The organism is Aquirufa originis, from assembly GCF_042714495.1.
Lineage (GTDB): Bacteria > Bacteroidota > Bacteroidia > Cytophagales > Spirosomataceae > Aquirufa > Aquirufa originis.
This window is the reverse complement of record NZ_JBBKXY010000001.1, coordinates 455,406-469,629: the sequence shown is the minus strand read 5'-3', so window position 1 is coordinate 469,629 and position 14,224 is coordinate 455,406. Positions and strand designations below refer to the sequence as shown.

The window sequence follows — 14,224 nt, the reverse complement described above, 5'->3', positions numbered from 1 at the left end:
AAAAGAAAAATTATATTTTGATAATATAGTTTACCCCAAAGTTGATAGGGCGAGTTTCCAATGCTGATCCATTCACTGCTGATTCCCCATTCACACTGTGCGCATGACTAGCAGCCGTATTTGTTGGTAAAGATCTATTATTCGGACCAGTAGTATCCCTAACCAATCCATTCGAATTACTACCACCATTACTATTAAAATCATCATTTCCAAATTCTAGGATATGATTGTGAGCGCCACCATTACCAGTAGTCAGGGCAATAGCATGAGAATGCGCTTTCACATCATCCTGTTGAACTGCTTTTAATGCTGGCCCCTCTTTACCAGGATAAGCAGTTTGACCACCTGCTCCACGTAAGAACATGCCTTTCAAATTAGGCGTATTGGCACCTGCTAAGGCCTTTAAATTATCATAATAAGATCCGCTCGGAATCGCTGATCCATCACACAACAACCAACCAGACGGGGCATTTGTGCCAATAAATGGCATGATTGAGCCCGTGGGAACGCCGTTTTGCGCGAAAACGGCATAGGGTACGCTTCTTAATTTTTCATCGGAGAAAACAACATTACTAGTACTCACTTTCAAATATGATGCGTTGTTGCTAATTAGGTTATATTGATTTTGATCGATATCTAAAACGTAGGAGAAAACGCCAAAATTATCCGTTTTGACCGTAGCTAAAGCCGTTATAAAAACGGTAGGTGTCGTAGAAGATCCCAGTAAATAGTATACTTCAAACTTTAAATTCAACTGATCAAAATTCGCTAAAGCCTCATTATTGACATCTCTAGCGATTCCTTGAATGGACATTCCAGAGGATGTGACACTCGTTTGAGCATTCAGAAAATGGGTGCTTAAAAAGCACAATAAGACCAAAAAGAGGGAAAGGGATTTTTTCATGAATTGTAGTTTAAATTGAGAATCACTACAAATTCAAAACTTTTAATAGAGGATGAAATACCCTACAAACCGGGCATCCATTATCGTGTCACATTGTGTATATTTGACACATGTTTTTACACATAACATCTTTACTTGTTGGGTTCTTGTGTCTTTTGCTAGTACTCCTCATGCTAGCGAATGTCCGATTTAATCAGCAGAAAAACATTTACCTCATCATTATCTTATTTATCGTAGGTGCACAACGTTTTATTCATGCTTTTGAAGCATTACAATTAACCCATTTAACCTACAGCCCTTTAAAAATCAGACCCATCATTGGACTATTTATTATTCCAGTTTATTACCTGTTTTTCAGAAGGCTAATTTTAAATAAAGTAGAAGTAAAAAAAGAAGTCATCCATTTTATTGCCCCTTCACTCTTCTTATTTTTTGATTTGTTTTTTAAACAGTATTCGGTAAGCTACATGGTGTTTTTATTTTTTTCAAGCGCCTATTTTCTAGGTATCATAGGGCTTATGAGGGGATTATTCAGAAAAAGAACCCGAAATATGCTGGAAATGAAAACGAATAAAGCTGTCAGAAATTGGGCTACTATCATGACGATTATCTCCTTCATGTTAGTTGTATCGTCGAATTATTTTTTGTTTAGTGCAACTACTGTAAAAATAACTTTAGTCGATTTTTATGGCTACTCTTCCTTTCTCTGGCTAGTTGCCCTTTTGTATCTGCTACAAAATCCGGTGATCGTTTTTGGAGAAAACAACTTGATTAAACAAATTTCGGTAAGTCAAACACAAGACTTTTTGATTTGGAGAGTTAAACCCACGGTCAAAATTCAGGAAAAAGACAAGGTACTTCATGTTCAATTGATACCTTCAATAGACGCGACATTGCTAAAAATTCAACAACTGCAGGATACGCCGGACGTTTTAAAAACTAAAAATTTAACAGTCGAAACGATAGCAAAAGAGTTAAAAATCCCTAAAAGTCATATCGCTATCTTGTTCAAATATTACTGCCTTTATTCCGTAAACGATTATATAAATCTGATAAAAGTTAAGTATGCTATCTCCTTAATTAATTCAGAATTTTTGAACAATTATACGATTGCACATTTAGGAGACCACTGTTTATTTAAGTCAAGATTTACCTTTTCAAAGAATTTCAAAAAGTTCATGGGAATGTCAGTAACGGAATACGTGGTATTACACACGAACAAAATTTAGCGCTACTTTTTAAAACGAAAAAGACCTACACATTTATGTAGGTCTTTTCATTTCTGTGGTCGCGTAGGGATTCGAACCCCAAACCTTCTCATCCGTAGTGAGATGCTCTATCCAATTGAGCTACGCAACCATTGTCCTTTCGGGATTGCAAAGGTAGAATTTCTTTGGCAAAATGAAAAACTATCCTCTAAAATTTTCTAAAAATTATTTCCCTTTGAAGTGAGGAGCCCTTTTCTGCATAAAGGCCGTCACCCCTTCCGCAAAATCTTCGCTTTGTCCTAGAATCGTTTGCTCTTCGGCTTCTGAGGCAAGTGTCGCTGCTAAATCCTGATTATAAGCGCGTTGTAAACTACGTTTCATCAACGAAATCGCTAAGGTCGCTTTTTTCGAAAAGGCCAAAGCCACCTCATGCACCTTCCCTTCCCAATCAGCCCCTGAAACGACCTCAGCCACTAAACCTATCTCCTTCGCCTCTTTTGCCCCCACCTTTCTACCGGTAGTCGCTAAATCAAACGCCCGGTGATAGCCCACAGACTGCATTAAAAAGGCGGTAGAACCCGCATCCATGGCTAAACCTATTTGGACAAATAACTCAGAAAAATACGCATCCTCATGAGCAATGAGGTAATCACAGGCTAATGCCAAACTACAACCGGCACCCGCAGCGACCCCATTAATCGCTCCGATAACGGGTTTATTTAAACTACGCAAGGCGGTAATCATCGGGTTGTAGGTGGAACGCAACACATTCCCCAGATTCGGATCACTCACACCAGACTTCAAATCTGCCCCAGAACAAAAGGCTTTTCCCTCTCCCGTGATCACTAAAACGCGCACCTCGTCATCGATTTGCGCGGCTTCGGCTACTTCCCTGATTTCGTGAATTAAACCTGCGTTTAAGGCATTATAAACCTCAGGACGGTGTAAAGTCAAGGTCCAGATGGGACCGTTGCGGTGGAGCTTTAAAAAGTTGAAAGTCATAGCCTATGCAAATTCATATTTACGAATTAAATCAAATTCATTTTTCTTTAATCTCAATTCCTCTTCAATATCAAAATCATCCTGCAAACCCATCCAGAATTTCACAGAATTACCAAAAAACAAAGACAAACGCAAGGCAGTGTCAGCTGTCACACGGCGGCGACCTTTTAATATTTCTGAAATACGTGTTTGAGGTATATTAATTTCTTTCGCTAAGCGATAAGCAGAAATACCAATAGGAACTAGAAATTCCTCTAATAAAACCTCTCCAGGGTGTATGTTTTTCAAGTTTTCCATATCAATGATAATCTACAATTTCTACTTCTTCTGCTGAGTTATTTATCCATTTGAAAATAATTCGCCACTGATCGTTTATGCGAATACTATAGAATTCAGATGCAGAACCAGAAAGCTTTTCTAATCGATTTGCAGGTGGAATTCGCAAGTCATTTATATTCACTGAGGCTTGAATCATACGTAATTTTCTACGCGCAATCTCTTGAATTTCAAATGGTAAGCGTTTTGACCTCTCTCCATTCCAAATTTTTAAAGTTTCTTTAGAACCGAAGGATTTGATCATACTGACGTATCACGTTACTAACTCCAAAGGTAAGTAAATTACGGTGAATTCCTAATCAAGAAACTGATTATAAATGTTTCCTTAACCTCGCCACCGGAATTCCCAGCTGATCGCGGTATTTAGCCACGGTTCTGCGTTTCACGACAAAGCCGCGTTCGAGTAATAATTGCTCCAAATCCTCATCTGAATGCGGTTCCGAGCTCGGTTCTTGTTCGATGATCTCGCGCAAGATGTTCTTCACTTCACGGGTAGAGAAATCCTCACCAGATTCATGGGTGATACCTTCGGAGAAGAAGTATTTTAGGGGATAGATACCAAAATCTGCTTGCACTGACTTCGCCGAAACCACCCGAGAGACGGTGGAAATATCCATTTCGATCATGGCGGCGATTTCCTTCATCTTCATTGGCTTTAAAACGGACTCATCTCCCGTCAAAAAGAAATCATATTGCCTCGCAACGATACTCTCCATGGTTTTCATCAAGGTACCTTGGCGTTGCTGAATGGCAGAAATAAACCAAGAAGCAGAATCTAATTTGTGTTTGATAAACGTAACAGCCTCTTTGATATCTTTTTGCTGCTTGTCGCCTTTGTCGTAAGTCTGCAACATCTCTTGGAAAGCGCGGGAAACACGAAGTTCAGGAGCGTTTTTACCGTTGATTTTGATTTCTAACTTCCCGTTTTGATTCGTGATGATGAAATCAGGCTGTAAGTAAGGGGCGATGGGCGCGTCATCGCCACCACCTGGTTTGGGATTCAAATGGGTGATGACTTGCATCGCCTTTTTGAGCTCCTCTTCTGTGATGGCTAGTTTGGTCAATAAAATGCTGAAGTGCTTTTTGGAGAACTCCTCAAAAAAATCATCCACTAAACGTATGGCCATTAGATGAGCTGGCGCGTCTGACTCTCTGCGGTGCAATTGCAAGGAAAGGCATTCCTGTAAGGTACGAGCGGCAATACCGGCTGGATCCAAAGACTGCACTTTGAACAAAACTTGTTCTACTTCGTCGTAATCGGTTTCAAAACCCTGTGTGAAGGCGAGATCGTTCACGATGCTTTCAATGTTTCGGCGCAAATAGCCGTCCTCTTCTAAGGAGCCGATGATTTGCTGGGCAAGAATTTCTTCACGCTCGGTCCGAACGACGTAACGGATCTGGTTCAATAAATACTCTTGGGTGCTGGATTCGGTGGCCAAAGGGCGTTCCCGCGTCTCCTCATTCGGATCATACGAATCCCCGGCCATCTTGTAACCGGCATAGTCATCTTGCAGGTAATCCCCCACTTCCATCTCCTCTCGCTCTAGATCATCTAAGGTTTCTCGGGGTTCTTGCTCCTCATTATGATCTAAACCTTCTTCTAAGGCCGGATTATCCTCTAATTCCTCCTCGATCCTAGCCGCTAATTCTGCGGTAGGAATCTGCAACAACTTGATATACTGTATCTGTTGTGGCGAGAGGTTCTGTTGTTGATTCTGTTTTAAGGATAATCCCTGCATTGTCTAAATAATCTACACCAAAGATAAGCCGATTTTTAATTACAAATAAATAAAATAAATCGGTTTTTTATCCGTATTTTTGAGGGTTATTGCCTCTATTGAGGCCTTTTTATTAATAATGCCCGAGTCATTTATGCAAATCAAAGAAATACTAGGTTTAACACCCACGCAGCAAAGCATCGTCGTGAAAGGATGGGTTCGTACGAAAAGAGTTTCCTCTTCTGTCGCGTTTATTGCGATCAATGATGGGTCGACCATCCACAATATTCAAGCAGTGGTATCCGAGGGAACAGTTTCAGAAGAAACGTTGAAATTAGTGACTACGGGATCTTGTATCGCCGTTACTGGTAAGTTAATTGCCTCACAAGGACAAGGCCAAAACGTAGAAGTGGAAGTCGTTTCCATCGAGGTGTATGGAACGGCAGATCCAGAAAAATACCCTTTACAGCCTAAAAAACACTCATTAGAGTTCTTACGCGAGATTGCACACTTGCGTCCTCGGACCAATACCTTCTCTGCGATATTGCGTGTTCGCCATGCATTGGCCTACGCGATTCATACCTATTTCAACAATAACGGTTTCTTCTATTTACATACGCCCATCATTACGGGATCGGATGCAGAGGGAGCTGGCGAGATGTTCCGCGTGACGACTTTGGACCCTATCAATCCTCCGTTAACGGAAGAGGGAAAAGTGGATTACAAAGAAGATTTCTTCGGGAAAGAGACGAATTTAACGGTTTCAGGACAATTAGAGGGAGAATTAGGAGCGATGGCTTTGTCCAAAGTCTATACATTCGGACCTACCTTCCGCGCGGAAAATTCAAACACTACCCGCCACTTAGCGGAGTTCTGGATGATCGAGCCAGAAGTAGCTTTTAATGAATTAGTAGACAACATGGATTTAGCGGAAGACTTCACTAAATTCTGTATCAAATACGCCCTAGATCACTGCGCAGACGATATTGCATTCTTAGAAAAGCGCTTAATCGAAGAGGAAAAGAACAAAAAGAAAGAAGAGCAATCGGAATTAAGTTTGTCAGAGAAATTACGTTTCGTGACAGAAAATGAATTCGAGCGTTTGACCTATACAGAAGCAATCGACATCTTGTTGAATTCAAAAGCGCACAAAAATGGTAAATTCGTTTATCCAGTGGAATGGGGAATCGACCTCCAGTCCGAGCACGAGCGTTATTTAGTAGAGAAACACTTCAAAAAACCGGTGATTTTAACGAACTACCCGAAAGACATCAAAGCCTTCTATATGAAGCTAGATGAGGACGGGAAAACGGTACGTGCGATGGACGTTTTATTCCCAGGCATTGGAGAAATCATCGGTGGATCGCAGCGTGAAGATGATTATGCGAAATTATTGCAACGCACGAAAGAGGTGGGTATCGAAGAAGAATCCATCTGGTGGTATTTAGAAACGCGTCAATTCGGTTCTGCACCACATGCTGGTTTTGGACTTGGATTCGAGCGTTTAGTGTTATTTGTGACGGGTATGAGCAATATCCGTGACGTGATTCCTTTCCCACGTACACCTAAAACGGCCGAATTCTAAGATGTTTGGTTTGAAGCACGCCATCAATGGACTAATCGAACTCATCAAAAATGAGCGCAATGCGCGTTTTCATTTGGTGAGCACGGCTGTCGTGATTTATGTGGGCTGGAAAGTGGGTTTCGAGGCGTCGGAATGGCTTTGGATTTCCTTAGCGGTAGCGGGCGTTTGGGTGGCAGAATTGTTGAATACCTCTTTAGAGCGTATCACCGATCTAGTTTCGCCGGAGCAGAGTGAATTAGCGAAGAAGGCCAAAGATTATGCCGCTGGAGCGGTTCTAGTGATGGCTATTTGGGCGGTTATCGTCTTTTTACTCGTCGCTGTCCCGCGCATTATACTGAATTTAATGCTTTAAGAGCACAGAAATATGAAAGAATACGGATCAAGTGTTCAAAAATTAGTGAATTATATTTTGACCATTGCGGATGAAGAGCAACGGACGAAATACTCATTTTTGATGGTAGAGGTGATGAAACAAATTCACCCGAATATGAAGGACAATACCCAAGACTACACAAAAAAATTGTGGGATGATTTATACATCATGTCGAATTTCGAATTGAATGTTCAGGGCCCCTTCCCATCTCCATCTCCAGAATCGCTAGGTAAAGCACCGCGTAAAGTGGCGTATAACCAGCACAACTTGCGTTTCAAGCATTATGGCCGCAACGTCGAATTATTAATTCTTCGTGCCATCGCTGAAGAAAAAGTAGAAGACAAGAAAATTTTAGTCGCGTACATCGCCCGCTTGATGAAAGGTTTTTACGTAACCTGGAACAAGGAATCGGTGGACGATGCGGTGATTTGGCAAAACATCAAAGAGATGTCGGAAAACCTATTAGGCACCATCGTAGACGAGCTTTCGCAAGAGGGATTAGGTCACGCTAAGGTGGCAAATAACGCTAGAAACGCCTATAACGCGCCGGAATACCCGAACAGCAACAACAATAACCGGAACAACAACTACCGGAAGAATAACTTCAGAAGCAACAATAACAACAACCGAAATAACAATTTCCGTAAAAATAAGTAATCAGTTATGGCATCATTTAAAGTAACCGGTGGCCGCCGTTTAAAAGGAGAAATTACTCCTCAAGGAGCAAAAAACGAAGCATTACAGATCTTGTGTGCCGTGGTTTTAACAGCAGAGCCTGTAACCATCCACAATATCCCGAACATTCGCGACGTCAATCAATTAATTGATTTATTAGGCGATATGGGCGTGAGCATGCGTCGTTTATCGGAATCCAGCATTGAATTTGATGCCTCTCAAGTCAACATTGATTACTTAGATTCAGATACGTATAAGAAGAAAGCGGCTGCGCTTCGTGGCTCGGTGATGCTTTTAGGACCTACTTTGGCCCGCTTCAAAAAAGGACGTATTCCTTCCCCCGGCGGAGACAAAATCGGCCGCAGAAGATTGGATACCCACTTCTTTGGCTTCATGAAATTAGGAGCTAAGTTCAATTATAGCCCAGAAGATGGCGGAATCTACGAGGTGGATGCGTCACAATTACAAGGTGCGTATATGTTATTAGACGAAGCGTCGGTAACGGGTACGGCGAATATTTTAATGGCTGCCGTTTTAGCCAAAGGAAAAACAACCATCTACAACGCCGCGTGCGAACCTTATTTGCAACAATTGAGCAAGATGTTGAACCGCATGGGAGCGAAAATCTCCGGTATCGGATCTAACATGTTGATCATCGAAGGTGTAGATGTATTACACGGAACAGAGCACACGATGCTTCCAGATATGATTGAGATCGGTTCATTCATCGGCTTAGCCGTGATGACACAATCAGAAATCACGATCAAAAACTGCCAAATTCCTGAATTAGGCATCATTCCTGAGGTTTTCAAAAAACTAGGTATCAAAATGGAATTCCGTGGCGATGATATTTTCATCCCCTCTCAAGAGCATTACGAATTAGAAAACTTCATCGATGGGTCGATGTTAACGATCTCAGACCACCCGTGGCCAGGATTCACACCCGACTTATTATCGATCATTTTAGTGACGGCGATTCAGGCCAAAGGAACGGTCTTAATCCACCAAAAAATGTTCGAATCCCGTCTATTCTTCGTCGACCGTTTGATCGAAATGGGTGCCCAAATCATCCTTTGTGATCCACACCGCGCTACGGTTGTTGGATTCGATCGTAAGCAAACGTTAAAAGGAATCCGCATGTCATCTCCTGATATCCGTGCGGGTGTTTCCCTGTTAATCGCGGCAATGTCAGCGAACGGAACCTCTATTATCGATAACATCGAACAAATCGATCGCGGTTACCAAAACATTGATACACGCCTAAATGCCATCGGCGCTGAAATCGTACGTATCTAATGTCTCTTTTCCCTAAAATCAAACAGACCGTCCAATTGGCCTTACCTATCGTGGTAGGCGAATTGGGCGTGATGCTTATGGGCCTTGCGGATACGATTCAAGTAGGCCAAATGTCCACCGGTGCCGCCGAAAGCCTCGGTGCATCTGGCATGGCGCAGTCTATATTTTTCACTATTGCGGTTATAGGAATCATTTGCATACAAATTGTATCCCCCATGGTTTCTAAAGCTGTGGCTGAGGGTGACAAAACGGAATGTGGAAATCTATTGCGCGCAAACCTGCGAGTAGCCACCTTTTTAGGCTTAATCACCATCCTGATCACCTACATCGTTAGTTTAAACTACGACTTATTTGGTCAGACAGCGGCTAACAAAGCCTTGACCCTTCCCTTCTTAAGTTTAATATCCATATCCGTTTTACCCATATTCTGGTTCATCGCCTTAAAAAGCTTTATGGATGGATTACAACGGACTACCGTAGGGATGACAATTACCATCATCGCATTGGCTTTAAATGTATTCGGAAACCATTTGTTGATCAATGGTTTGTGGGGACTACCAGCCTTAGGTTTATTCGGATCTGGCATTTCTACCTTGCTGTCCCGTTTATTCATGGCGGGAACATTAGCTATTTATGTATTTACTAAAGAAGAGTTCAAGCCTTATCTGCGTAAAGGACATGTACATGTGGTCAAGAATGTCTTAGAGAAAAATATACTTCGCATCGGAATTCCTTCTGGAATGCAAGGTTTCTTTGAGATTGCGACTTTTGGCATGGCTGTAGTGATGATGGGCTGGATTTCAGTTACGGCTCAAGCAGCTCATATTGTGGCTATTAATATGGCTTCCATTACGTATATGATGGCTACAGGGATCGCTGTGGCAGGTGGAATTAATGTAGGAACTGCCATAGGCGAACGAAACCGCGCAGGAATCATCGAGTCTGGGAAAGCAGCGTTAATCCTTTCCTTATTATTCATGGGTGCTTGTGCCTTGTTGTTTTTCTTCGGCCGCGAATACCTGGTCCGGGGTTATACACAAGAATTACCCGTGATTGCAATTGCAGTGACCTTAGTCGTTTGGGGTGCCATATTTCAACTATTTGATGGCATTCAGGCCGTTTCACTTGGCTTATTACGTGGATTACAAGATTATAAAATCCCTACGGCCATTACCGTTATATCCTATTGGGGAGTCGGAATTCCACTTTGTTATTATATCGGTATTTATGAAAAAGTAGGTGCGGTAGGCATCTGGGTGGGCTTAACAGCTAGTTTAGTTTGTTCGTCTGCCCTGCTTTCATGGCGCTTTTATGTGAGGGCGAAGAAGGTGAGGTTTGAGGAGTTGGAGGTAGAATAAATTTCAAAGTTCAAAGAGCAAAGTTCAAAGATGGTATCGCCTCCGGCGATGGATTTAGTATTTAAAATAAATACGCAGAATTATTTCTTCAAACCATACTAATATTCTGAAAATACTTTAACATATAATTAAGGCTTTTTAGTCAATAAAAAATACTCTTTCTGTTTTAAAATCTAAAAGTTTACCATCTTTCATAAATTCGAATCGAATAATTTTAACACCTCGCTTTAGTCCTTTAACGTCTATAAATAACTTATTACCATTTATAAATTGTTTATTTTTAAAACTTGTTTTAACATCAATAGACTTTTCAATATCAAAATCTTTTTCATCAACAATTGAAATGGTTTGGGGCAAAACATCCACATTTATTGTATTGTCAAATTCAATAATCATTTGATTTTGAATACTTGCAGTTGAATATATCATATAACCAGATTGCGTTGCAAAAGTAATATTCCTGGTAGAAGAACCACAAATATTTGACGCCGAAACTGTAAACATCATATTTTGTCCAGAGCTTGGTTGAATCCATGCATTAATATTTTTGACACCACTAATTCCCCACCAAACACTTGATGTATTTGGCACCCAGCTCACGTTAGTTGTCAACAGATTTGGAAATAAATTTGTATTAATGGTATGATATCCCGAAGGAATACTATTGAAAGTATTAACAACTACACTTCCATCCCTTGTCATACTTTGCAAATTAGGAGTTGTTTGCGTTTGGTAAACTACATCAATTTGACTAGTATTTAAATTATATCTCATTAAATCAACTTGCATTGGAGAAAAAATAGACATACAATTCGGAGTAGTATAAGACATAAAATTTGTCATTTGTGATGTGGGATTAGAACTAATTCCGCATGAAGAACAAGAAGTAAAAATACAGGAAATAGGATTTATACATGATTGATTCTGTACATTATCAATTGAAGTATCAGAAAGGCCATCATCTCCATTATTCTGAAATGTATGAATTAACCCAAAACAATGACCCATTTCATGAGCAACAACTTTACCAGACGCTAATTCATAATTTATTGTCGAGTTAGGATCACAATGAGTAATCGCCCGAATTCCTCCTATTATTAACATTTTTTTATTTTCAGAAGGCACAAATCCTGCAGTCATTTGGCTATTAGATGGCAATACTTAAATATTAATACAATTGTTTTGAAATGAGTTTAATGAATTTGTAATTATATTAGAAGCGATTGCCTCTTTAGGCGTGCTTGAATTACTTAAATAATCATCTGCCCATCTTCTTGAACCAGAAAGACTAAAAAATATACCATACGAATTAAATGAACTATTGAGATTTGAAATTATGGTATTATCGATTGAATTAGAATACCCATTTCCTGAATTTCCATCTATCCTGTGTATATAAACATTCACAAAATAGATTTTACAAGGTTGAGGTGTGGGAGACAATATTAATGATTTTAAATTAATTGCCTTTAAAGGTGAAGGGGTGTAACAAAAACTTTGGCCAAAAATAAAAACTGAATTCCCTAATAAGGTAGAAAAAAGTAATAGAATCTTAACTATTTTCATTTTGAACATTTATTTAAAATTGAAAACCTGACATTATAAAGCTTCTGATTGTAAAAGTTTAATACCTCCTGTCTAGAAGTTGGATAAGGTGTAATCTCTCGTATTACAAAAATTAAATTGTTAAATGAATAATACCAATGGCCATAGCCTTCGACCAAACAATTCACTGAGGGGAATTGAAATTTTTTATATCCATAGCCTAAACCTAAATCAAATAAAGGTAATGTATACTTTATATCATTTCTACTTAATCTAAGTAAAACATCAGAGGACATATCACATGAAGTTTCACCCAAATAGCAACCACGACTAATTCTGACTACTTCAATTTCAAGAAAATCATCATTTAAAGGTATATTTATTTTTTCCCCTACTTTAAGTTCAAGATTTAAGGAATCTCCTACAATTTTTAAATTTTGAAAGACACTTAACGAATCATTTAAACTTTCATCAAAAGAGGATATCCCTTTTCTACATCCAAGGCAAGTAAATAAAATCAAAAGAAGAAAATTTACTATTTTCATACAACCTTAAATCGCTTAAAATATGATTACATTCCTTCAATTTAAAAAAATAAACACAAATAATTATATTATTTTAGCGAATAATTACAAAATTTATTATTCGCTAAAATTCAAATTACTCTATTAATTTATAAAAATTTAAAATTAGAAAAATAGCAACAATAAGGATTTTAAGTAATCAATTAAATCTAAAAAATCAAAAAAGGCGCAATTTGCGCCTTTTTTGATACCAACTTTATTCTTTGTGCTTTATGCTCTATGCTTTAAATTAAGAGTGAATCGAACGCTTCGCCGTAGCCGCTAAACAAGCCTCTTTCATCGCCTCCGTATACGTCGGGTGCGCATGAGACATGCGAGCTACATCTTCAGCTGAAGCACGGTATTCCATCGCAACGACTGCTTCCGCAATCATATCGGCTGCACGAGCTCCGATGATGTGAACACCTAAAATCTCATCTGTTGTCGCATCTGCTAACACTTTACACACGCCATCCACATCTCCTGATGCAATCGCACGACCTAAAGCTTTGAAGGGGAATGAACCTTCTTTGTATGCGACACCAGCTGCTTTTAATTCTTGTTCTGTTTTTCCCACAGAAGCCACTTCAGGCCATGTGTAGACAACACCTGGAATTAAATTGTAGTTGATGTGTGGTTTTTGACCGGCAATCACTTCCGCAACAAAGGTTCCTTCTTCCTCCGCTTTGTGGGCTAACATCGCACCACGTACTACGTCACCAATCGCATAAATGCCTGGAACCGAAGTTTGAAGCGTGTGCTCATCTACTGCCACACGGCCACGCTCATCTGCTGTTAAACCAGCCGCAGCTAAGTTTAAACCATCAGTATAGGGACGACGACCGATACAAACTAGACAATAGTCACCTTTGATTTCGACTTCTTTTCCAGCGGAATCTTGTGCTTTCACCGTTACTTCTTTGCCTTTAACGGCTGCGGAAGTCACTTTGTGTGAAAGGTAGAAATCGGCGCCCATTTTGGCAATTGACTTCTGTAATTCTTTTCCCATCGTCTTGTCCATCGTCGGAATCATGCTATCCGCAAATTCAACGAAAGAAACCTTAGAACCTAGACGCGCATAAACCGACCCTAATTCAGCACCAATTACTCCCGCACCGATCACAATTAAGTGTTTCGGAACTTCTTTCATTTTTAAGGCCTCCGTCGATGTAATGATGCGCTCTTTATCCACCGGAATAAAAGGTAAGATCGTCGGCTTAGAACCGGTTGCGATGATAATATTTTTAGCGGAGATCACTTCGGAAGAACCATCTTCTTTGGTCACTTTCACCGTTTTAGCGGAATCAAACGAACCCAAACCGTGGAAAGTCATGATCTTATTTTTCTTCATCAAATACGAGATACCTGCATTCAAATTCGAAACCACACCTGCTTTACGCTTGATCATTTGGCCCATGTTCACCTTCGGTTTCGTGATATCGATCCCATGTTCCTCGAAGCTATGAACGGCATTGTAATAATGCTCAGACGAGTCCAAAAGCGCTTTGGAAGGAATACATCCCACATTTAAACAAGTTCCACCCATCACGGCATATTTCTCAATGATGGCTACTTTGAAACCTAATTGAGCCGAACGGATTGCCGAAACATATCCACCAGGGCCAGAACCAATAACTACTACATCAAAATCTTGCATATAG

The 14,224-nt window shown here is 40.1% G+C and carries 15 protein-coding genes and 1 tRNA gene; 6 read left to right on the top strand and 10 right to left on the bottom strand.

The window, feature by feature from the left end; all coding sequences use genetic code 11:
- Positions 1-10: 10 nt before the first annotated feature.
- Positions 11-904, bottom strand: coding sequence for a tail fiber protein (locus SKC35_RS01980; protein ID WP_377977817.1), 894 nt, complete (start codon positions 902-904; stop codon positions 11-13).
- A gap of 170 nt (positions 905-1,074) precedes the next feature.
- Here SKC35_RS01980 and SKC35_RS01975 point away from each other — a divergent pair, with 170 nt between their 5' ends.
- Positions 1,075-2,133, top strand: a complete 1,059-nt coding sequence (locus SKC35_RS01975) for a helix-turn-helix domain-containing protein (protein WP_377977816.1) — start codon at positions 1,075-1,077, stop codon at positions 2,131-2,133.
- Between the two features lie 56 nt (positions 2,134-2,189).
- On the opposite strand, the gene SKC35_RS01970 is transcribed toward SKC35_RS01975, so the two are convergent.
- From SKC35_RS01970 to rpoN, 5 genes are all read right to left on the bottom strand, one after another.
- Positions 2,190-2,263 (bottom strand) — tRNA-Arg (locus SKC35_RS01970).
- A 74-nt stretch (positions 2,264-2,337) separates the two neighbouring features.
- On the bottom strand, positions 2,338-3,114 hold the full coding sequence (locus SKC35_RS01965) for an enoyl-CoA hydratase/isomerase family protein (RefSeq protein WP_377977815.1): 777 nt from the start codon (positions 3,112-3,114) through the stop codon (positions 2,338-2,340).
- A 3-nt stretch (positions 3,115-3,117) separates the two neighbouring features.
- The gene (locus SKC35_RS01960) at positions 3,118-3,411 is read right to left on the bottom strand and encodes a HigA family addiction module antitoxin (protein WP_377977814.1); all 294 of its coding nucleotides are present in this window, start codon (positions 3,409-3,411) and stop codon (positions 3,118-3,120) included.
- 1 nt (position 3,412) lies between these two features.
- Positions 3,413-3,694 carry a type II toxin-antitoxin system RelE/ParE family toxin gene (locus tag SKC35_RS01955; protein ID WP_377977813.1) on the bottom strand — a complete coding sequence of 94 codons (282 nt, stop codon included), beginning with the start codon at positions 3,692-3,694 and terminating at the stop codon, positions 3,413-3,415.
- Positions 3,695-3,761: 67 nt separating this feature from the next.
- Positions 3,762-5,189, bottom strand: coding sequence for an RNA polymerase factor sigma-54 (gene rpoN / locus SKC35_RS01950; protein WP_377977812.1), 1,428 nt, complete (start codon positions 5,187-5,189; stop codon positions 3,762-3,764).
- A 133-nt stretch (positions 5,190-5,322) separates the two neighbouring features.
- Between rpoN and asnS the strand changes: the two genes are divergently transcribed.
- The 5 genes from asnS to SKC35_RS01925 are packed head-to-tail and all read left to right on the top strand — an operon-like array spanning position 5,323 to position 10,455.
- On the top strand, positions 5,323-6,753 hold the full coding sequence (gene asnS / locus SKC35_RS01945) for an asparagine--tRNA ligase (RefSeq protein ID WP_377977811.1): 1,431 nt from the start codon (positions 5,323-5,325) through the stop codon (positions 6,751-6,753).
- A 10-nt stretch (positions 6,754-6,763) separates the two neighbouring features.
- Positions 6,764-7,105: a diacylglycerol kinase family protein gene (locus tag SKC35_RS01940; RefSeq protein WP_377977810.1), complete on the top strand. Its 342-nt coding sequence runs from the start codon at positions 6,764-6,766 to the stop codon at positions 7,103-7,105.
- Between the two features lie 12 nt (positions 7,106-7,117).
- Positions 7,118-7,783, top strand: coding sequence for a DUF4290 domain-containing protein (locus SKC35_RS01935; protein WP_377977809.1), 666 nt, complete (start codon positions 7,118-7,120; stop codon positions 7,781-7,783).
- A gap of 6 nt (positions 7,784-7,789) precedes the next feature.
- Positions 7,790-9,097, top strand: coding sequence for a UDP-N-acetylglucosamine 1-carboxyvinyltransferase (gene murA / locus SKC35_RS01930; protein WP_130923522.1), 1,308 nt, complete (start codon positions 7,790-7,792; stop codon positions 9,095-9,097).
- Positions 9,097-10,455 (top strand): MATE family efflux transporter, encoded by a 1,359-nt coding sequence (locus SKC35_RS01925; protein WP_377977808.1) that lies wholly within the window; start codon positions 9,097-9,099, stop codon positions 10,453-10,455. The genes murA and SKC35_RS01925 overlap by 1 nt, the downstream gene beginning before the upstream one ends.
- A 138-nt stretch (positions 10,456-10,593) precedes the next feature.
- Here SKC35_RS01925 and SKC35_RS01920 read toward each other — a convergent pair whose 3' ends face one another.
- The 4 genes from SKC35_RS01920 to lpdA all read right to left on the bottom strand — a co-directional run bounded on the left by SKC35_RS01920 (position 10,594) and on the right by lpdA (position 14,220).
- Complete coding sequence (locus SKC35_RS01920) at positions 10,594-11,595, bottom strand: M43 family zinc metalloprotease (RefSeq protein ID WP_377977807.1); 1,002 nt, start codon at positions 11,593-11,595, stop codon at positions 10,594-10,596.
- 21 nt (positions 11,596-11,616) lie between these two features.
- Positions 11,617-12,021, bottom strand: coding sequence for a hypothetical protein (locus tag SKC35_RS01915; RefSeq protein ID WP_377977806.1), 405 nt, complete (start codon positions 12,019-12,021; stop codon positions 11,617-11,619).
- Positions 12,018-12,545, bottom strand: a complete 528-nt coding sequence (locus SKC35_RS01910) for a hypothetical protein (RefSeq protein WP_130896221.1) — start codon at positions 12,543-12,545, stop codon at positions 12,018-12,020. The genes SKC35_RS01915 and SKC35_RS01910 overlap by 4 nt, the downstream gene beginning before the upstream one ends.
- A gap of 268 nt (positions 12,546-12,813) precedes the next feature.
- A complete protein-coding gene (gene lpdA / locus SKC35_RS01905) occupies positions 12,814-14,220 on the bottom strand; it encodes a dihydrolipoyl dehydrogenase (RefSeq protein WP_377978399.1) in 1,407 nt (468 codons plus the stop codon).
- Between the last annotated feature and the right edge of the window lie 4 nt (positions 14,221-14,224).